General features: G+C 64.1%; 21 protein-coding genes. 15 read left to right on the top strand and 6 right to left on the bottom strand.

The window, feature by feature from the left end; genetic code table 11:
- From AUL38_RS13940 to AUL38_RS13920, 5 genes are all read left to right on the top strand, one after another.
- Entirely contained in the window at positions 1–498 is a 498-nt protein-coding gene (locus AUL38_RS13940; RefSeq protein ID WP_153006614.1) for a R3H domain-containing nucleic acid-binding protein, read from the top strand.
- 11 nt (positions 499–509) lie between these two features.
- On the top strand, positions 510–1,178 hold the full coding sequence (gene rsmG, locus AUL38_RS13935) for a 16S rRNA (guanine(527)-N(7))-methyltransferase RsmG (protein ID WP_059062985.1): 669 nt from the start codon (positions 510–512) through the stop codon (positions 1,176–1,178).
- On the top strand, positions 1,171–2,067 hold the full coding sequence (locus tag AUL38_RS13930) for a ParA family protein (RefSeq protein ID WP_059062984.1): 897 nt from the start codon (positions 1,171–1,173) through the stop codon (positions 2,065–2,067). The genes rsmG and AUL38_RS13930 overlap by 8 nt, the downstream gene beginning before the upstream one ends.
- A 2-nt stretch (positions 2,068–2,069) precedes the next feature.
- Positions 2,070–3,053 (top strand): ParB/RepB/Spo0J family partition protein, encoded by a 984-nt coding sequence (locus tag AUL38_RS13925; protein WP_059062983.1) that lies wholly within the window; start codon positions 2,070–2,072, stop codon positions 3,051–3,053.
- Between the two features lie 232 nt (positions 3,054–3,285).
- The gene (locus AUL38_RS13920; RefSeq protein ID WP_161937446.1) at positions 3,286–4,434 is read left to right on the top strand and encodes an MFS transporter; all 1,149 of its coding nucleotides are present in this window, start codon (positions 3,286–3,288) and stop codon (positions 4,432–4,434) included.
- A gap of 6 nt (positions 4,435–4,440) precedes the next feature.
- On the opposite strand, the gene trxA is transcribed toward AUL38_RS13920, so the two are convergent.
- From trxA to AUL38_RS13905, 3 genes are read right to left on the bottom strand one after another with little or no spacing between them, the layout of a single operon-like run.
- Positions 4,441–4,764, bottom strand: coding sequence for a thioredoxin (gene trxA, locus AUL38_RS13915; protein WP_059062981.1), 324 nt, complete (start codon positions 4,762–4,764; stop codon positions 4,441–4,443).
- A gap of 29 nt (positions 4,765–4,793) precedes the next feature.
- Entirely contained in the window at positions 4,794–5,744 is a 951-nt protein-coding gene (trxB, locus tag AUL38_RS13910; protein ID WP_059062980.1) for a thioredoxin-disulfide reductase, read from the bottom strand.
- A 59-nt stretch (positions 5,745–5,803) separates the two neighbouring features.
- A complete protein-coding gene (locus tag AUL38_RS13905; protein ID WP_153006613.1) occupies positions 5,804–8,002 on the bottom strand; it encodes a DUF6049 family protein in 2,199 nt (732 codons plus the stop codon).
- Between the two features lie 43 nt (positions 8,003–8,045).
- Between AUL38_RS13905 and AUL38_RS13900 the strand changes: the two genes are divergently transcribed.
- The 3 genes from AUL38_RS13900 (at position 8,046) to AUL38_RS13890 (ending at position 11,447) form a co-directional block, all read left to right on the top strand.
- Positions 8,046–9,500, top strand: coding sequence for a CCA tRNA nucleotidyltransferase (locus AUL38_RS13900; RefSeq protein WP_059062997.1), 1,455 nt, complete (start codon positions 8,046–8,048; stop codon positions 9,498–9,500).
- Between the two features lie 7 nt (positions 9,501–9,507).
- Entirely contained in the window at positions 9,508–10,296 is a 789-nt protein-coding gene (locus tag AUL38_RS13895) for a PIG-L family deacetylase (protein ID WP_235590736.1), read from the top strand.
- Positions 10,297–10,379: 83 nt separating this feature from the next.
- Entirely contained in the window at positions 10,380–11,447 is a 1,068-nt protein-coding gene (locus AUL38_RS13890; RefSeq protein WP_059062977.1) for an inositol-3-phosphate synthase, read from the top strand.
- Positions 11,448–11,465: 18 nt separating this feature from the next.
- Here the strand turns inward: AUL38_RS13890 and AUL38_RS13885 are convergent, their stop codons facing one another.
- The gene (locus tag AUL38_RS13885) at positions 11,466–12,674 is read right to left on the bottom strand and encodes a glycosyltransferase (RefSeq protein ID WP_083506907.1); all 1,209 of its coding nucleotides are present in this window, start codon (positions 12,672–12,674) and stop codon (positions 11,466–11,468) included.
- Positions 12,675–12,817: 143 nt separating this feature from the next.
- Between AUL38_RS13885 and rpsF the strand changes: the two genes are divergently transcribed.
- The 7 genes from rpsF (at position 12,818) to AUL38_RS13850 (ending at position 17,438) form a co-directional block, all read left to right on the top strand.
- Positions 12,818–13,180, top strand: a complete 363-nt coding sequence (gene rpsF / locus AUL38_RS13880) for a 30S ribosomal protein S6 (RefSeq protein WP_059062975.1) — start codon at positions 12,818–12,820, stop codon at positions 13,178–13,180.
- Positions 13,181–13,183: 3 nt separating this feature from the next.
- On the top strand, positions 13,184–13,732 hold the full coding sequence (ssb, locus tag AUL38_RS13875; protein ID WP_059062974.1) for a single-stranded DNA-binding protein: 549 nt from the start codon (positions 13,184–13,186) through the stop codon (positions 13,730–13,732).
- A gap of 53 nt (positions 13,733–13,785) precedes the next feature.
- Positions 13,786–14,046: a 30S ribosomal protein S18 gene (gene rpsR / locus AUL38_RS13870; protein ID WP_042545452.1), complete on the top strand. Its 261-nt coding sequence runs from the start codon at positions 13,786–13,788 to the stop codon at positions 14,044–14,046.
- 12 nt (positions 14,047–14,058) lie between these two features.
- Positions 14,059–14,508, top strand: a complete 450-nt coding sequence (gene rplI, locus AUL38_RS13865) for a 50S ribosomal protein L9 (RefSeq protein ID WP_059062973.1) — start codon at positions 14,059–14,061, stop codon at positions 14,506–14,508.
- 588 nt (positions 14,509–15,096) lie between these two features.
- Complete coding sequence (gene dnaB, locus AUL38_RS13860; protein WP_059062972.1) at positions 15,097–16,473, top strand: replicative DNA helicase; 1,377 nt, start codon at positions 15,097–15,099, stop codon at positions 16,471–16,473.
- Between the two features lie 70 nt (positions 16,474–16,543).
- A complete protein-coding gene (locus AUL38_RS13855) occupies positions 16,544–17,161 on the top strand; it encodes a hypothetical protein (RefSeq protein ID WP_059062971.1) in 618 nt (205 codons plus the stop codon).
- Positions 17,162–17,186: 25 nt separating this feature from the next.
- Positions 17,187–17,438 (top strand): hypothetical protein, encoded by a 252-nt coding sequence (locus AUL38_RS13850; RefSeq protein ID WP_153006612.1) that lies wholly within the window; start codon positions 17,187–17,189, stop codon positions 17,436–17,438.
- A 69-nt stretch (positions 17,439–17,507) separates the two neighbouring features.
- Here the strand turns inward: AUL38_RS13850 and AUL38_RS13845 are convergent, their stop codons facing one another.
- Entirely contained in the window at positions 17,508–18,353 is an 846-nt protein-coding gene (locus AUL38_RS13845) for a siderophore-interacting protein (protein ID WP_059062969.1), read from the bottom strand.
- Between the two features lie 45 nt (positions 18,354–18,398).
- Positions 18,399–19,778: an adenylosuccinate lyase gene (purB, locus tag AUL38_RS13840; protein ID WP_059062968.1), complete on the bottom strand. Its 1,380-nt coding sequence runs from the start codon at positions 19,776–19,778 to the stop codon at positions 18,399–18,401.
- Positions 19,779–19,836 lie beyond the last annotated feature (58 nt).

The raw sequence follows: 19,836 nt of genomic DNA, 5'->3' as shown, positions 1-19,836 counted from the left end.
GTGACTGAAGAGCGTGAATTCTCTGAGGCCGAGGAAGTCTCGCTCGAGACGCTCGAGGCTGACGGCGACCTTGCCGCTGACTACCTTGAAGGTCTGCTCGACATCGCAGATCTCGACGGGGATCTCGACATCACCGTCGAGAATGGCCGTGCGTATGTCTCGGTGACGGGCGGCGGGCAGAGCATCGATCGCATCGCTACGCCCGACACTGTTCAGGCGCTGCAAGACCTCACGAGGCTCGCGGTCCAGGCCAAGACTGGCCGATTCTCACGCCTCATCATTGACGTTGCTGGCTCACGCGTTGCCCGCGAAGAGCAGCTCGTCGGCATGGTTGACGCGGCAATCGCTCAGATTGCTGCGGGCCGGGACGAAGTGCGGCTCGAGCCCATGTCGTCGTACGAGCGGAAGCTTGTCCACGATCAGGTTGCTGAGCGAGGCTACTTCTCCGAGTCGCAGGGTGAAGGCAAGGGTCGCCGACTTGTCATCCGCGCGGCCTAGATAGGTTTCACGTGAAACACGAGGATCAGGGCGAGTCGCTCGCAGTAGCGCTCGAAGCGGAACCAGCGGCTGCCGCGGTACTGGCAGGCGATCGGATTGAAGTGCTCCGTGAATTCGCTGCGGATCTTGCTGCGCGCGGTGAAGAACTCGGACTGATCGGCCCACTCGAACTCCCCCGCCTGTGGACCAGGCACCTGCTCAACAGTGCAGTGCTTGCTCCGCTGTTGCGCGAGGGCGGCCGCGTCGCCGATATCGGAACTGGCGGCGGCATGCCCGGGCTGGTGCTCGGGATTATTCGTCCCGACGTCGAGATGTACCTGATCGAGCCGATGGAGCGCCGTTGCGCCTGGCTCACGGAACAAATCGAGCGGCTTGGGCTCACGAACACCCACGTGAAGCGTGGACGCGCCGAGGAATTTCACGGCGCCTTCGAAGTTGATCAGGTGACCGCGCGTGCCGTAACGGCGCTCCGAAAGCTCGTGCCACTCACTGTTCCGCTGTTGCGTGAGGACGGAGAGTTGTTGTTCCTGAAGGGAGCAGCGATCCACGACGAAATCGAAGCCGCACAGAAGGTGCTTCGGAAGTACAAGGTTCGCGACGTTGAGGTCACAGAACTCGGCGCAGATCTTCTTACTGAGAGCACCCGCGTGTTCCGGGCTAAAGTAGGTATCCATGGCTGAGAAACCACTCGTTGCCGATCACCTCGAGGACAAAATCAAGCGGCGCAAACGTCTCGCGACGATCCCGTCTCCCCTGCCGGAGCAAACCCGGGTTGTCACAGTGTCGAACCAAAAGGGCGGCGTCGGCAAGACGACCACGACGGTGAACCTCGCATCTGCGCTTGCGCGCCGAGGTGCCAACGTGCTGGTTATCGATCTCGATCCGCAGGGCAACGCGTCGACCGCTCTCGGTGTTCCGCATCGCCCTGAGATTACGAGCGTCTACGAAGTGCTGTTGGGTGAAGCAACGATCGAGGAAGCGCTCCAGATCTCGAGCGACCACGAGAATCTTGCGTGCGTACCCTCGACGATTAACCTTGCCGGGGCAGAGATCGAGCTCGTCTCCATGGTGGCGCGGGAACAGCGTTTGCGAACTGCGCTCGATGCGTTCCTGAAGACCTCAGAACGCACCTATCACTACGTCTTCATCGATTGCCCACCGTCCCTCGGGCTCCTCACGATCAATGCCTTTGTAGCGGGCGGAGAAGTGTTGATCCCGATCCAATGTGAGTATTACGCGCTTGAGGGGCTGAGTCAGCTGCTCGGAAACATCCAGCTGATCCAGAAACACCTCAACCCGGAGCTCCAGGTGTCGACGATCCTGCTCACCATGTATGACGCGCGCACCAACCTTGCCCAAGAGGTCGCGAACGAGGTCAGAGATCACTTCCCGAATGAGGTACTCGACGCGGTGATCCCGCGGTCGGTCCGTATCTCCGAGGCCCCCAGCTACGGACAAACGGTGCACGAGTACGACAGCAGCTCCATTGGCGCGCTGGCCTATCTTGAGGCCGCCGCTGAGATGGCGGATCGTGGTGCGCCCATGAAGACTGAGGATGAGGGAGTTTAGGGATGGCAACGAAGAAGCGGAGTGGTCTTGGCCGTGGGATCGGCGCGCTCATTCCTCAGTCCCCAGCCGAAGGAGAGCGACCAGTAGACGTGTTCTTCCCCTCAGCTGCAGCTGCAGCGTTGAACGACACCGCCGCCGGGTCTCCTCAGGCCGATGATTCCCTTGTCGCCGTTCCCGGTGCGGAATTGCGCTCGCTGAGCGTTCAGGACATCGTTCCCAACCAGCTCCAGCCGCGCACCGAGTTCGACGAAGAGGCTCTTGAAGAGCTCACGCACTCCGTGAAGGAGTTCGGTGTCTTCCAGCCGATTGTCGTTCGCGAGATTTCCCCAAAGCCGAAGTCCGGGGCGACCTACGAGCTGATCATGGGCGAGCGGCGCCTGCGAGCATCCAAGCGCGCCGGCCTAGACACGATTCCAGCTATCGTGCGGTCAACTGCCGATGAGCACATGCTCCGCGATGCTCTTCTCGAGAACCTCCACCGCGCGCAGCTGAACCCGCTGGAAGAAGCCTCCGCGTATCAGCAGCTCCTCGCAGATTTTGGGATCACGCAGGAGCAGCTTGCGGAGCGAATCGGACGATCCCGACCGCAGATTTCGAACACTATCCGCCTGCTGAAGCTCCCTGAACAGGTACAGGCTCGCGTAGCCGCTGGGGTACTGACGGCCGGCCACGCGCGTGCGATTCTCTCGCTCGACGGCGATGTACAGGCGATGCAGTCACTGTCTGACCGGATCGTGAATGAGGGAATGTCCGTGCGTACTGCGGAGGCCGTTGCTGGCGAGACTCCGAAGCGAAAGGCGCCGAAGGCTCGTCCGGGCGCGGTGCAGGCCCAGCTCAGCGAAATCGCCGATCGTCTCGGGGATCGCTTTAATACTCGGGTGTCAGTGAAGCTTGGCGCGAAAAAGGGCCAAATCTCGATTGACTTTGCGACAATCGCCGACCTGAAGCGTATTTTGGGCGAGCTTGGAGACCCCGGCTTCCACTAGTCCCGCAACCGGTTCGGTTCCCGTTTGTTGCGCCGAAGTATCTCCGGATACCGCCTGAGCCCCCACGCTCCGCTCAAAATGGGTATGGTCGAGGAGTGTGCACTCGTGGAGCGCCCAATGACGGGCGACGTATGTGTTCTGAGCTGAGCTCCGCGCGATGGTAGCTGCAGTGCCAGGGGCGGCGTCAGGCGACGCTCGAGCTGCCCGCATCCAAGTGCGGTCTGTGCTGACCATGACGTTTCTCGTGTTTCTCGGTCAGTTCACCCTGCATCCGGTGCTTGCTCCCCTGACTCGGTCCCTGGGGATGCGAGAGTGGCAGGCCGGACTCATCGTGAGCGCGTCGGCGCTCATGGTGGTGCTGACGAGCCGCCTTTGGGGGCGGAAATCGCAACAGCTCGGACGGAAACCGGTCTTGGTGGGGGCAGCACTCCTTGCGGCAGTGTCACTTTTCGCGTTTGCCGGAGTCGCGCAGCTCGGAATGGCTGGGGCGATTGGCGGGCCGCTCCTGTTTGCGCTGCTCATTCTGAGCCGGGGCCCGCTCTTCGGTACGGCACTTTCTGCAGTGTTCCCCACAGCACAGGCCTTCGTCGCAGAGGTGACTGTCACCGAGGCGGATCGGGTGCGTGGCATGGCCGGGCTGGGGTCAGTTCAGGGACTCGCAATGGTGGCCGGCTCGGTGGTCGGCGGGCTACTCGCGGGCATTAGCCTCGTCACGTCGCTGACGGTGCTTCCCTTTGCGCCGCTGGCCGCGATGCTCGTCGGGCTGATCTTCCTCAAGAGTGAACGGCCCAGTGAGCTCGTTGCGCGCCCGGTGCGGGTGCGCGCGACTGATCCGCGAGTGTGGCCGTTTCTCGTGGTGAGCCTCGGCGTCTTCACGGTTTTCAGTATGCTGCAGGTCACCATCGGCTTTATCATCCATGACCGCTTCGCCTTCGAAGCGCGGACGGTGCCGTTCGTGATCGGAGGCGCTCTGCTCGCCGCCGGCATCGGCATGCTGCTCGCTCAGGGGATTGTCGTGCCTGCGACGGGGTGGCGGCCCGCAGTACTCATGCGTGTTGGTGCGCTCACCGCGGCGTGCGGCTTTGCGGCGACGATTGCTTCCCTACCGATCCCGGTATTTCTCATCGGGGTGTTTTTTGTCGGCATGGGCACGGGGCTCGCGATCCCTGGCGCGCTCTCCGCGCCCACCCTGCTCGTCTCTCGTGAGGAGCAGGGTGGGCTTGCGGGGACGCTGAGTTCAACCAACGGCATCACCTGGATGGCGACCCCGCTCCTCGCGACGGTGCTGTACGGATTCTCACCCGTGCTGCCGCTCATTGTGAGCCTCGCGCTGATCCTGGGGATCGCAGTGTTCGCGATGCTCAACACACGAATTCGGTAGCGCGCGTTAGATAATTCCGGTGAGCTCGTTCTCGATCATCTGCTTCGGCATTGCGCCGATGATCTCGTGAACCTCTTTGCCGCCCTGGAACACCTTCATCGCGGGGATGGACGTGATGCGGTACTGCGCAGCGAGGGTCGGGTTCTCGTCGACGTTGAGCTTCGCAATGAGGATCTTCCCCTCCTGCTCCTTCGCGATCTCCTCGAGTACTGGCGCGATCGCACGGCAGGGGCCGCACCAGGCAGCCCAGAAATCGACGAGAACGGGGATCTCGCTCTGGAGTACGACCTTGTCGAAGGTCTGCTCGTCAACGTTAATTGGCTCATTCATGGTGAATCTCCTAGTGTTCAGTCTGCTGATTAACCGGCGACAGCGGCTGGCTGGTCGGCGGCGATCGCTGCGAGGTAGCGTTCGGCGTCGAGCGCCGCGACCGTGCCCGACGCGGCAGCGGTGACGGCCTGGCGGTAACTCGGGTCGATGACGTCACCGGCGGCGAAGACACCCGGAACGGAGGTCACGGATGAGCGGCCCTCGACGACGATCGTGCCCTCGTCCGAGATCTCAAGGATGTCGTGCACGAGGTGGGTGCGCGGATCGTTGCCAACTGCGATGAAGAGCCCCTCGATGGGGAGCTCGCTCTCCGAGCCATCGACAGTGTTCCGCAGGGTCAGCCGCTCCGCCGAGTCCGCACCGTGGATCTCAGCGACCTCCGAGTTCCAAATGAACTCGATCTTGTCGTTGTCGAAGGCACGCTGCTGCATGATCTTCGACGCCTTGAGCGAGTCACGGCGGTGAATCACATAGACCTTCTTTGCGAAGCGTGTGAGGAACGTTGCCTCCTCCATGGCGGAATCGCCGCCGCCAACGACCGCGATGGTCTTGTCACGGAAGAAGAAGCCATCGCAGGTGGCGCACCAGGACACGCCATGGCCTGAGAGGCGCTCTTCGCCTGCAACGCCGAGCTTGCGGTATGCGGAGCCGGTGGCGAAGATCACGGAGCGTCCTTCGTGAACGTTGCCGTTGGTGTCGGTGAGCCGCTTGATCTCGCCGGAGAAGTCGACCTCGGTGATGTCGTCATAGACGACCTCGGTGCCGAATCGCTCCGCCTGCTCCTGCATCTTCTGCATGAGATCGGGGCCCTGGATACCCTCGGGAAACCCGGGGAAGTTCTCGACGTCAGTCGTGTTCATGAGCTCCCCGCCCATGCTCACCTGGCTCGCAAACATGAGCGGTGACAGTTCAGCTCGTGCAGCGTAAATTGCTGCCGTAAACCCAGCAGGGCCTGAGCCGATGATGATGACCTCGCGCATGATTCTCCTTATGCTTTGCCGTATGGCTGATAGGCGGTACAACCCATCCTAAAGCCGTGCTATTCCCGGGGGCTGGGCGACCTGCGGCGACGGACGCTCCGCCAAATGCCGAAGCCGAACAAGAGCGCTGCTGAGGCGGCGAGTAGAGCGACGGCGACGGTCTCCACAGCGCTGCTAATAGTGATCTCAAGACGGCCTGTCGACGCAGTGTATTCGCCGTCGACGCTGGTGACCGAGAGCAGGAGCGCCGAGTCCCCGGAGGAGACTCGGCTCTTTGCAGGCACGAGCACGCGATCGGTGGAATCTTCTGGCAATTGAATGTCGTGGAAGGTTCGCTCGGGCAGGCTCAACGCGGCGGACGTTGGGGATACCTCGAGATTCACCACCGCGTCGAACGGCAGTGAGTTGCGCAACTGGATAGGGATACGGGTCGATCCGCCGACAAGCTGTGCGCGCTTGGTTCCCACGATTCGCACGCCGTCGTGTAACTCGTTGTCGCGCTCGCCGAACTGTCGTGCTGTTGCGGCGAAGTTGGCGTCGGGTGCGGCGTGCTTCGTCGCGAACAGCGAGAGGACACGCATGCGCTGGTAGCTATCCAGATACTCGGGGTTGACGAGTGCGGCGCGTGCCTCGAGGACGACCGGTTCGTTCGCGAGGGCCGTGCGGAGCAGCTCGGTCCGCTCTTCCTCAGGGCGGACTGCGGTGAGCTGTGCAGCGCCCTCAGCCTGAGCGGAGTGGGCGACTGAGCGAACCCATCGCTGCGTGGTGAGTTCACTGAGCAGCTCTTCCGGTCGTTCTACCTCGGCGCTTGCGCCGCGATCCACACCGAGCATGAGCCCCTTCACTCCGGAGCTGGCTGCCAGCGCGAGGCGGGCAGAGGCTTGCGCTTTGCCCAGGGCTCGCTCCGTCTCAGTGTCGCCAGTGAGTGCGAGCCGTACGCCAGCGTCAAGCTCGGCATCAGTCACCAGCGCGCCGCTCTCCCCAAGCTTCGCGCGCGGGCCGCCAGTGAGGGTGACGTTGTCTGAGCGCAGCACCGCGAGGTCGAGCCCGGCGCCACGCAGCAGTGCCATGGTGGAGGCGCCCACTTGGCCCTCGGCCGGCCAGGCAGCTGCGAGGCCGTTGGGCCACAGCGCCAGCGCGTCGTCAGCGGGAGGAAGCGCCGTTTCGTCCGCTTCGGGTTGGGGCTCTGCAGCCTCGGTCTCGGGCGACTCCCCCGTCTGCGCCGCCGCAGCTGAATCGGCGTCGTCAGGGACCCCTTCGTCGGGTGAGCCAGTCGGAGCGCTGCGATCCTCGGTGCTTGACGGTTGCGGCTCCCACGTGCCGAAGCGCGTGATGAACTCAAAGCCGTCCGGTTGGAGGAGCTCGGTCAACCCGAGGTCTGCCTGGGCGGCGGGATCCGCATCGCCGTACTGCAGCAGGAAGCTCGCGATCTGGCCGCTTTCCAGCCGTTCAAGGAGCTCCCGGGAAGCCTGCGGTGCTTCGGTTCCATAGGCTCGGATCGCGGTGATAATGCGCGGATCGATGGCAAGAATGGAATGTGAACGCGCCGCGTAATCCACGAGCGCTTCGAAGCGAGGCACGGCCGCGTTGAGCTGTGAACGGGTGGGCATCGAATGCACCACTGCGGGCAGCGTGAGCGGAACAATGCTCGTAAGATCGACCGAGTCCTCAGCGTCGCCCGGCCCCTCCCAGATCACTGGGCTGAACGCTGACAGGCTCGAGGCTGACGCGGAGTCGCTGGGCTGATACGTCGCATACAGGGGATAGACCCCGTGACCGGTAGCCGAGAATGCGGCCACCTGTGCGACCGGCACGGTAATGGTGGTGCGCTGCTGCTTGCCGCCGGCGACGGCATCGATGGGCGCGGTTGCAATGACGGTGCGTACGGGGGCGCCAGCATCGTCGCTCGGCATGGCCTCTGCGGGATCAGGGGCAGCGAGTTCTTCCGGCCTGGGGAGCGCGCTGCCGCCGGAAAACTGCTCACCGAGTGCGAGCTCAACGGATCCCTCGGGAACACTGAGATCGCCGTCGTTCCGCAGCAACACGGTGAAACTCACCTCGGTATCCTTCTCGGTAAACACCGGAGACTCCGGGGCGACCACGAGTTCGAGGTTCGGAGCGTACTCATCCGATGCCTGCTCCGGGGCCTCAGGAAGTGTTGTATCCGCGGGCTGTAACGACAGTGAAGCACCGCCGGTGAGGAGCGCGCTCGCTATGGCGGCGGCTGTCCAAGCCCTCGGTCGCCGAAGAAGTCGCATGTGAGTAAGTGTAGAGATGTCTCAGCCCCGGTACCCTGAGTGGGTGCTTTCTCTTGCAGAATCTATGACCGCGCTCCGGCAGATCGCCGAGTCCCGCCCAGTGGCGACCCTTGCGCAGGCATTTGCTGACGCCGGATACGAGTTTGCGCTCGTCGGCGGGCCGGTGCGTGACGCGATGCTCGGCCGCCCAGTGACCGACCTTGACTTCACGACCTCGGCACGCCCCGATGAAACTCGCGCGGTGCTCGAGACGCTCACGAAAAACATTTGGGACGTCGGCCGCGACTTCGGCACGATTGCCGCGCAGGTGCACGGCGAGCAGGTCGAGATCACCACGTACCGGGCTGATACGTATCGCGACGACTCCCGAAAGCCCGAGGTGAGCTTCGGGGACACGATCGAGGGTGATCTTGTCCGGCGAGACTTCACCATGAACGCGCTCGCTCTTCTGCTGCCCGAGCTCAAGCTCGTCGATGTGTCGAACGGCGTCGAAGACTTGCTCGCGCAGCGCATCGTCACGCCGGCCTCGCCGGAAGCATCCTTCACCGACGATCCACTGCGGATGCTGCGAGCCGCGCGATTCGTGTCCCAGCTCGGATTCGAGGTGGCGCCCGAGACCGAGGCCGCGATGGTGCTGTTTGCGGACCGGCTCGACATCATTTCCGCGGAACGGGTGCGCGACGAACTCACGAAGCTCCTGCTGACCGCTGATCCCGTTCCCGGGCTGGAACTGCTCGTGGAGACGGGGCTTGCCGAGCGATTCCTGCCAGAACTCGTCGCGCTGCTCACCACGCAGGACGATCACGGGCGCCACAAGGATGTGTATCAGCACAGCCTCACTGTGCTCCGGCAGGCCATTGAGCTGGAGACCGCACGGCACGATGTTGCCTCGGGTGAGCCATTTGAGCCGGACCTGGTGCTCCGGCTCGCAGCGCTTCTCCATGACATCGGCAAGCCGGCGACGCGGCGCTTCGAAGGTGGCGGAGTGACGTTCCACCACCATGACATCGTCGGGGCGAAGCTCACGAAGAAGCGGCTCCGAGAACTGCGATTCGACAACACCACGGTGAAGCGGGTCGCGCGACTCGTTGAATTGCACCTGAGATTTTTCGGATACAGCGATCAGCAGTGGACGGATTCGGCGGTGCGACGATACGTGCGCGATGCCGGGGGCGAGCTCGAACAACTGCACATCCTCACCCGCGCAGACGTGACCACACGCAATCGCCGGAAGGCGGAGCGGCTCGAGCACGCATACGACGACATCGAGCGGCGGATCGGGGAGCTTGCCGAGCAGGAAGAACTCGCTGCAGTACGCCCGGAGCTTGACGGCGCCGCGATTATGCGGCTGTTGGAGATCCCGCCCGGACCCCTCGTCGGTCGCGCATACGCGCACCTGCTCGAGGTGCGTCTCGATGAGGGGCTCATCGGTGAGGCAGCGGCGGCTGAGCGCCTGTTCGAGTGGTATCGGGAACAGACTGAGGACGCGAATGGTTAGGGCTGGTGTGGACACAGAAATCTCGAAGTGGTTCTCGGGCGCGAAGCGTGTGATGTTCGTGCACGCGCACCCCGACGACGAGACGATCGCGACCGGTGGAACGCTCGCAGCGCTCGCTGAGGCCGGGTTGGAGCCGCTCGTCGTGACGCTCACGCGTGGCGAGCGTGGTGAGGTCGTTGACGGTCCCCTCGCTCATCTCGCGGGGACGGACGGGCTCGCACCCCACCGGCAGGCTGAGCTCGCCGCGGCGCTCGCGATGCTCGGCGTCGAACGCCACGCATTCCTCGGGGTGCCGCCCGCGAGAGCCGAGGGCCTTCCGCCGACGATCTACGAGGATTCCGGTATGGCTTGGCAGGCCGACGGCCTCGCCGGTCCCGGAACCGACGCAACTGCTGACGCGCTCACGAGCGTTCCCGCTGTCGAGTCACTCAACGACCTTCTCGCGGCGGCGCACGGCGCCGGCGCCGGGGCAATCGTGAGCTACGACGACGGCGGTGGCTACGGGCACCCGGATCACGTCCACGCACACCGCATTGCACGCGCGGTGGCAGCTGCCCTGGAACTGCCGTTCTGGGAAATCGTGAGCGATGACCCTGCGGAGCAGGGGCAGGACTCGGGCGACTCCCCCGCGCTGCTCGAGGTGCACGACGTGACGCCGTGGCTCGACCGCAAAGTCGTTGCGCTCCGCGCGTATGCGACGCAACTCACGGTCGACGGCGACGAGATCGTGCACGTCGGAGGACAGCGACAGGCGATTGCAGCCGTCGAAGCGTTCCGGTTCACGCCCGCGCCGTAAGCACCAAAATGTTCAAGCCGTGCAACGGCGATTAAGGTAGACAGTTGGGCTTGTTGCCCGCACAGAAAGAAATTGGGGTATCGATGAGTGTGAAGGTCGCCCTCGCGGGAATTGGAAACTGCGTGAGCTCACTCGTGCAAGGTGTCGAGTATTACCGTGACGCAGCTGACGACGCGGAGGTTCCCGGGCTGATGCACGTACGACTCGGGGGCCACCACGTCTCGGATCTCGAGTTCGTCGCCGCGTTCGACGTCGACGTTGAAAAGGTCGGAAAGGACCTGTCGGAAGCGATCTGGGCCGGCCGGAACAACACCATCAAGTTCTCCGAGGTTCCGCACATCGGTCTTGAAGTACTCCGTGCTCCGACCTACGACGGTCTCGGCGAGTACTACCGCGATGAGGTCGTGGAGTCGCCGGTGACCCCCGTCGACGTGGCACAGGCCCTCCGCGATTCAGGTGCTGAAGTGCTTGCCTGTTACCTCCCCGTCGGGAGCGAGGAGGCCGTGAAGTTCTACGCGCAGGCCGCGCTTGAGGCCGGCGTCGCCTTTGTCAACGCGATCCCCGTATTTATTGCGAGTGATCCGGAGTGGGCTGCAAAGTTCACCGAGGCGGGGCTGCCGATCGTCGGGGACGACATCAAGAGCCAGGTCGGCGCGACGATCACGCACCGTGTGCTTGCGCGGCTGCTTGAAAGCCGCGGCATCGCACTCGATCACACGTACCAGTTGAACGTCGGCGGCAACATGGACTTCAAGAACATGCTGGAGCGGAGCCGTCTGCACTCGAAGAAGATCTCGAAGACCCAGGCCGTCACGTCAAACATCGTTGCAGACCTGCCGGCCGAGGACGTGCACGTCGGGCCGAGCGACCACGTGCCGTGGCTTGAGGACCGCAAGTTCGCCTTTGTGCGACTTGAGGGCCGCGGCTTCGGTGACGTGCCGATGATGCTCGAGTACAAGCTTGAGGTGTGGGATTCGCCGAACTCGGCAGGCACAATGATCGACGCGATCCGCACCGCAAAGGTCGCACTCGATCGTGGCCACGGTGGCCCGGTCGAGGCGGCTTCCGCGTACTTCATGAAGTCGCCTCCGGTGCAGAAGCCGGACGACGAGGCGCGCGCGGAACTCGAAGCGTTCATCGCCGGCGCGTAACCACGCCGCTCTGCGGCGCTACTTCGCGAGCTGCTCGTAGATGCCCTCCAGCGCCGCCGCGTGCGCACGCCAGTCGTGCGCACGCGCGTGCTGTCTCCCAGCGGCGCCGAGCGATGCGCGTCGCTGGGGATCCCGGAGAAGATCCGCGATCTCCAGCGCCCAGGCGTGCGGATCCCGGCCGACCATGTGAATTCCCCCGGCGCCCGCGGGCACTGCCTCCAGCAACCCGGTGTGCCCCGCCGCGATCACGGGAACGCCGCACGACGCCGCCTCAAGCGCGGTGAGCCCAAACGTCTCGGAATGCGAGGGGACGAGCACCACGGCGCTCGATGCGAGAAGGGCCGCGGCCGAAGCGCGTGATTGGGCTGGCAAGAACCGTACTCGTTCGGACACACCGAGCTCGACCGCCAACGTGCGCAGGCCTGCGGCGTATGCGATTGCGTCGGGGGTCGGCTCCCCCGCGATGAGCCACTCGGTGCGCGCAAACAGTCTCGGATCAGTGATGGCGAGCGCCGCTGCGGCCCGGATCGCGAGGTCCTGCCCCTTGAGTGGCTGCACGCGACCGAGCACAGTGATGCGCAGCGGCGCGTCGCCCTCGGGCCGCCGTGTCTCTGGCCGGAACAGCGCGGTATCCACTCCGGGGTGCACGACTGCGCTCCCCAGGCCCGGGGTCCCCGAGAACTCCGTGACTCCCCCGAGCTCGCTGCGGCTGCCAGCGACGACGAAGCTTGCCGAGGTGAGTTCACGCTCAGCGGCGACGCGTTCCTCAGGTTCCGGGCGGGCGCCTGGGGCGAGGAGGGCGTTCTTGTGCGCGGCAAGGGTGTGAAACGTCATGGCGAGCCGGGGGCCTTGCGCACCATATGCGCGGCGAGCTGCGAGGCCACTCAACCAGTAGTGCGCGTGGACGGCATCGAAGGGGCCGAGCCGCCGCAGGCCGTCCGCGAATGCCGATACGACGCGCGGCAGTTCGGCCTTCGCCAGCACTGGGGCGCCCGCATTCAGGGCGACGAGCTGAGGGCACCGCTGTGGCTGTTCGCCGTGCATCTCCCCCAGCGGCCGTTCCCCAGCTGGCACGCTCTGTGAAGCGCGTGTCACCACCACCACGTCGTGGTTGCGGGCCGCGAGCGCGGCCGCAGCCTCGGCAATGACGACGTTCATTCCACCGGCATCCCCGGAACCGGCAACCTCCGTCGGCGAGGTGTGCATCGAAACTAAAGCGATCCGCATGGCACCACTCTAGGGCTGAGGGTGGTAGGCTACTGAGGTTGTCTGTGCGTAAAGCACTCTGCTGAACGCTCAGACACGATGCAAAAACACCCTCCTGCCACAGAAATCCTGTGGCCGTGAAGTCCGAAGGAGGTGGGTCAGTAATGCATCCTTACGAACTCATGGTGATCCTCGATCCCGGTATCGACGAGCGCACCGTGGCTCCCAGCATGGAGAAGTTCCTCTCTGTTATTCGCAACGCGAACGGCGAGATCGAGAACATCGACATCTGGGGCAAGCGTCGTTTTGCCTACGAGATCAACAAGCAGACCGAGGGGATCTACGTTGTGGTGAACTTCACCGCGACCCCCGAGGCCACCGCTGAGCTTGATCGCCAGCTGGGCCTGTCCGAGGCTGTCATCCGCACGAAGGTGCTCCGTGCAGACGAGCTCATCGCTCAGCGCGCCGCACAGTCGAAGCGCGACGCAGCCAAGGCAGCTCGCGCTGCCGCCAAGGCGAGCGCATAGCCCATGGCCGGCGAGCCGCTGATCACTGTCGTCGGTAACCTTGTTGCCGACCCTGAGCCTCGCGTGAGCCAGGCCGGTAAGTCGTGGGTGACGTTCCGTATCGCCTCGACTCCGCGCGTGCGCGATCGTCAGTCCGGAGACTGGTCGGACGGCGAAGCGCTGTGGCTCGGCTGCCGCGCTTACGGTGAGTACGCCGATAACATCGCGGCGTCGCTCACGAAGGGCATGCGAGTTATTGTGCAGGGTCGTCTGACCCAGCGCAGCTACACCGATAACCAGGGCCAGCAGCGCACCTCTCTCGACCTTGAGGTTGAAGAGGTTGGGCCGTCGCTCCGTTTCGCTACCGCACAGGTGACGCGAGGCGCAGCACGTGGTCAGGTTGGCGGCTTCGGTGGCGCTGGTGGCGGACAGCCCCAGGGCCAGTCGGGCTGGGCGCAGCCACAGCAGCCGCAGCAGGATAACCCCTGGACCAATTCGGGCCAGGGCGGATCCGCGCCGTCGACGACCTCCTCCGATTTCGGTGGCGGTTTCGACGACGAGCAGCCCTTCTAAGACAGCAATTTTGTTCCGGGTCGCACCGGGACGCATCACGAAAAGAGACCATCATGGCAGGCAAGTCAAGCGGTGCAAGCCGCAAGCCGGCTCGCGGAAAGAACGCGAAGGCGGCAGCACCAGCGAAGAAGCAGACCGTTGGCGTCATTGATTACAAGGACGTCCAGACGCTTCGCAAGTTTATTTCAGAGCGTGGAAAGATCCGCGCCCGCCGTATTACCGGCGTATCCGTTCAGGAGCAGCGTTTGATCGCGAAGGCAGTGAAGAATGCCCGCGAGATGGCCCTCCTCCCCTACGCCGGCTCCGGCCGCTAAGGAGAGACCATCATGGCGAAAGTAATTCTCACGCACGAGGTCCGTGGCCTCGGTTCCGCAGGTGACGTAGTCGAGGTCAAGAACGGCTATGCACGTAACTTCCTCGTACCCAAGGGCTACGCAGTGAACTGGACCCGCGGTGGCGCGGCCCAGGTTGCGCAGCTTCAGAAGGCACGCGACGCTCGCGCACTCGCATCGGTCGAGGACGCACAGGCACTCAAGGCGACTCTCGAGTCGAACAAGGTCCGTCTCCACTCGAAGGCTGGAGTTGGCGGACGCCTCTTCGGTTCGATCAAGCCGGCCGCAGTTGCTGCAGCCGTCTCGGAGGCAGGCCTCGGCGAGGTCGACAAGCGCAAGATCTCGCTCCCGTCGATCAAGACGACCGGTGAGTACCAGGCGACGATCCACCTTCACGAGGGTGTCGACGCTCAGGTAACGCTGCAGGTCATCACGCAGCGCTAAGCTCCGCGATAACCGCTCTCTTACGAGGCGGGTAGGTTCCAATTGGAACCTACCCGCCTCGTTTGCGTTATCTGGCGCTCGACTATCGGCCGCTCCTGTCGAGCGGACGCGAGGCCCTGTGCGCCCCGGTGAGCGGTGATCTCCAGGGCGGCGACTTCCCCCACCGCTCGCCTTGCTTCGGGCGGCAGGCGGGTGTTCCTGGGGCCCTGAACAACGGGTGAACGGCATGGTCGACCGCGCGCTCGTGACGGGGGTCAGCGCCGGCAACAGTAGCGACGATTTGTCCACACGCCCGGGGCACAGGCAACCTTCAACGTGTACTTTAAGGTTGAATAACTTTGTATCTGTGGAAACTAAAAAAGCCTGATCGGACGGCATGTATGTGGTGTTCGCGCAAATCTATCCACAAGTTATCCCCACTCATGTGGACAAGGTTTGGCGTGTCTGTGGTAGATATCCACAAAGTTATCCACAGGTGTGGGGAGTTGATATTTGGGGACGGGAGTGGGTGCACCTACGGTGAATGTCTGAGGTCTGGTATGTCATCAGAAGGTAACGCCGCCAGGCCCCACTGAAGGAGTACACACCGTGTCCATCGCGCACCTAGGCATCGCGTCTCCCGACGAAGAACGACGGGGCCCAGACTACGAACGCACCCCTCCGTACGATCTGCTCGCGGAGCAGAGCGCGCTCGGCGGCATGCTGCTCTCGAAGGATGCCGTTGCCGATGTGACCGGAGTGCTCAAAGGGCACGACTTCTACGTTCCCAAGCACGAGGTCATCTATGAAGCGGTGCTCTCGCTCTACTCGCAGGGCGAGCCAACCGATGTCATCACGGTCACGGATGCACTCTCGAAGTCTGGCGACCTGCAGCGTGCCGGTGGCGCTGAGTACCTGCACACCCTCACAAGCATCGTCCCGACGGCGGCGAATGCGGGCTTCTACGCCGATATCGTTGGCGAGAAGGCACTCTTGCGACGCCTCGTTGAGGCCGGCACCCGGATCGTGCAAATGGGCTACGCAGGCGAGGGCGAGGCGCTTGACCTTGTCAACACTGCGCAGTCGGAGATCTACGGGGTCACCGGCGAAGCGCAGAGCGAAGACTACGTCCCGCTGAACCTAGCGGTGGACGCCGCCATTGAAGAGATTCACCGCGCCAACTCGATGCCTGAGGGCATGCTCGGCGTCCCGACGGGCTTTAGCGAACTCGACGCGATGACCAATGGCTTCGCTGGCGGCCAAATGATCATCATTGCGGCACGACCGGCAATGGGTAAGTCAACGCTCGCGATGGATGTGGCACGTCACGCCTCGGTTCACGCCCTCGCGCCGACAGTCTTTTTCTCGTTGGAGATGGGGCGCGCCGAGATCGCGATGCGACTCCTGGCCGCCGAGGCGTCGATCCCGATGCAGACGCTCCGAAAGGGAGCCCTCGACAGCCGCGACTTCCAGAAGCTCGCCGCGACGCAAGCCCGCATCGCAGATTCACCGCTCTACATCGACGACAGCCCGAACCTCACGCTCGTCGAGATCCGCGCGAAGTGCCGCCGGCTCAAGCAGCAGCACGGTCTGAAGATGGTCGTGATCGACTACCTCCAGCTCCTCTCGAGCGGTAAGCGTGTGGAGAGCCGACAGCAGGAGGTCAGCGAGTTCTCGCGAGCGCTCAAGCTCCTCTCGAAAGAGCTTGATGTTCCCGTGATTGCGCTGTCCCAGCTGAACCGTGCATCCGAGCAGCGCTCCGACAAAATGCCCGCGATTAGCGACCTCCGTGAGTCAGGCTCGCTCGAGCAGGACGCAGATATGGTCATCCTGCTGCACCGCGAAGCGGCAAGCGATCGTGACCACCCGCGTGCGGGAGAAGCAGACTTCATCCTCGCGAAGCAGCGTAACGGACCAACGGGCACGGTCACAGTGGCGTTCCAGGGTCACTACTCCCGCTTCCAAGACATGCCGCAGGGAATGTGATGACGAAGCTCGCCCCGGTGTTTCGCAGCGAGACCAGCTAGAATCCTGGAGGCAGAGAAGGGGTTCATTGATGTCACAGACCGCAGGGAGCGCTCGGCGATCAGTCGACCCCGCTCTCCTTCCCCCTCGCTGGGTGCAGGGAGTGCGCAGTATTGTGCTCGTCGCCGTCGGATTACTGATTACCTTCACGGCGACGTTCCACGAGCAGTTCGGTTTCGACCTCGCGGTCGTCGTCGGAGCGCTTGTCGCCCTGGGAGGCGTCCACATCCTTGAGAGCTGGCACCGGCGCGGCCGCGGCGGATCGGCTATCGCCCTCGCCCTTGGAGCCGTGTCGATCATCGCGGCTGTCGCACTCGCGGTGCTCGGCACAGAAATTGCATTTGCGGTGACTATCGCCGCATGGGCACTCGGTTCTGCGCTGCTTGAATTTATGGGCATGGTGATCACACCGGGAAGTCGTCAGGATGCGCCGCTCGTTGGCGCCACCGGAGTGCTGCTCGCCCTCGCCGTCTTGCTCGCCCGCGCCGATCTCGTCGCGGTCATCGGCTTCTTTGGGGCCTACGCCGTTATTGCTGGCGTGTTCCTTGGAATCGCCGCATTCGATACTCGCCGAACCACTGAGGCGGAAGACGCCACTCTGGGAACGGCAGCGAACGCCTCAGCGGGCCCACAGCCCCGACGTATTTAGCTTGCCGAACCGTAGAAAGCGACCGATGACGAACCCGACAGACAGCTCAGCTCAGATCCATTCCAAGACTTCGAAGGGTCTCGGGATGAAGCCCGCAGAGATCTTCGGCTTCTCTGGTGTGCTCGCCATCTTCGCAGCGCTCATTGTACTTATGAGCTCGCGCTCGATAATGCTCACGCTCATCTTCGCTGCGATTGCGTTCGTCGTTTCCCTGGCCTTCATCGGAGTGATCAACGTCAGTGGGAAGAAGAACACGGACGCCGACGAATCACTCTAACGCTGCACACAAGCAGCTGAATGCGAAGCTCGGGTCGGCCTCATGGGCCGGCCCGAGCTTCGTCGTGGCCTAGTCCTCGACCGACTCCGGGTCGCTTGGATCGATCGGCCCGTGATGGTCGAAGTTCGCCTCGCCGCGACGCCAGTACCCACTGATCTGGTACTGATCTCGGGGGAGCCCAAGCTCATCGCGAATCACGCGGCGCAGCGGGATGAGCCGATTTGCGTCGCCCGCGGCGAAGACAAACGTGGAGTCTCCGACCTCGCTGTCGAGCAGCGCCTGGTCGAGGCCGCCGAGTGGCTCGCGCACGAGCACCTCGCGCCCGGTGGCGTCGCGGAAATACTCCTCGACCCAGTCGAGCGCCTCGTAATCGACGTCGGCGACAACCTCGACCTCTGTTGTCTCAGGCAGCCCGGTGATGAAGCGGGCCGTCGCCGGGAACGCGGTCGGGTCAACGAGGCAGAGCAGCGACGTGACCCCCGCGGGGATGCTTTGTGAGCCGCGCGGGCCGACGACAACGAGCGTGTCACCGACAGCGGCCTTCTCCGCCCAGGCCGATGCCGGGCCCGGATCCTCGTGCAGGAAGAAGTCGAGGTCGAAGACGCGCCCGCCGTCTTCCTCCCGCACATTCAGGGGAGTGAAGTCGCGGGCGAAGGTCTGCCCGTCGGGGCGGTCGATGCCATCCGCACCGTCCGCGGCAGGCGTTGGCGCGACGAGTACGCCGGTGAACGGGTGCGGGAAGAAAATCTTGGCGTGGTCGCCGGGCCCGGTCGACACGAAATCGTGCAGATCCGGCCCGGCGACGGTCACGCGGGCGAACGTTTCGACTGGCCGCGAGACAGCGATCACCGTCACTGTGCGTGCGGTGAAGCGGTGTCTGGTGCGTTCGCGCTGAAAACGTGGTGCCTGAGTCATACACTCAAGCCTGGCGCAGCTACCGGAGCCCGGCAACCCGCTCGCTCACAGGTACTTAAGCAGCTCCGGCGCGTTGCCGATATAGGTCGCGGGCGTGAGCTGCAGCAGGCGCTGCTTCGCCTCGTCACCGATCTCGAGCCCCTGCACGAACTCGACGAGCTCTGCCTGGCCGATGCGGCGACCGCGCGTGAGTTCCTTGAGCGCGGCATACGGATCGCTGATCGTCGAGCGGCCGGCGGTGACCTCCGCGCGAATCACCGTCTGGATCGCCTCGCCGAGCACCTCCCAGTTGCTGTCGAGATCGGCGGCGAGTACCTCGGGAGCTGCGTCAATCTGCCCGAGGCCCTTGAGCGTGTTGTCGAGCGCGAGCACCGAGTGGCCGAGGGCGACGCCGATGTTGCGCTGTGCGGAGGAGTCGGTGAGGTCGCGCTGCCACCGGCTCGTGACGAGCGTTGCGGCAAGCGAATCGAGCAGAGCGTTCGAGATTTCGAGGTTCGCCTCGGCGTTCTCGAATCGGATTGGGTTCACCTTGTGCGGCATCGTCGAAGAACCGGTGGCGCCCGCGACGGGGGTCTGCCGGAAGTAGCCGATGGAGATGTAGCTCCAGATGTCGGTCGCGAGGTTGTGCAGGATCCGGTTCGCGTGTGCGACGCGCGTGTACAGCTCCGCCTGCCAGTCGTGCGACTCGATCTGTGTCGTGACCGGGTTCCAGTCGAGTCCGAGGCCCTCGACGAACTCGCGCGAGATGGTCTCCCAATCGGCTGCGGGATCGGCGGCGAGGTGAGCGGCGAAGGTGCCGGTCGCGCCAGAGAACTTGCCGAGGTATTCGACGGCGTCGATCTGTCGCAGCTGGCGGCGCAGACGGTAGACGAACACCCCGAGCTCCTTGCCGAGCGTCGTGGGCGTCGCGGGCTGGCCGTGGGTGCGGCTCATCATGGCGAGGTCGCGGTAGACACCAGCCTGGCGCTCCAGCTCATCGATGACGGCGACGAACTTCGGGCGCCAAACATCGGTGATGGCCTGCTTCACGGTGAGCGCGTACGACAGGTTGTTGATGTCCTCGCTCGTGCAGCAGACGTGCGTCAGCTCCGCGAACTGACCGAGCCCCTGCGCCTCGAGTCGCGCGCGCACGAGGTACTCGACAGCCTTCACATCGTGCTGCGTGGTCTTCTCGGTCTCGGCGAGCTCGTCGATCTCGGCCTGGCCGAAGTTTGCAGCCCACTCGCGGAGTGACGCCAGCTGCGCATCGTCCATCGGCGTTCCACCGAGCAGCGAGTGCGAGGTGAGGTAGGCGAGCCACTCAACCTCGACGTGCACGCGCGCCTTGTTCAGGCCTGCCTCCGAGAGCGTGTCGCCCAGGCCTTCGACGGCCTTCCGGTAGCGGCCGTCGAGGGGGCTGATGGGCTGCGGGGGCAGGCTCGTCATGTGATCTCCGTTGTGTCGGGGCGTGCAACAAGTTGATGGGCGCCGCACAGGGGTGCGA

Source organism: Leucobacter sp. G161 (assembly GCF_001482305.1).
Taxonomy (GTDB): Bacteria; Actinomycetota; Actinomycetes; order Actinomycetales; family Microbacteriaceae; genus Leucobacter.
This window is presented reverse-complemented; position numbering and strand designations above follow the sequence as displayed.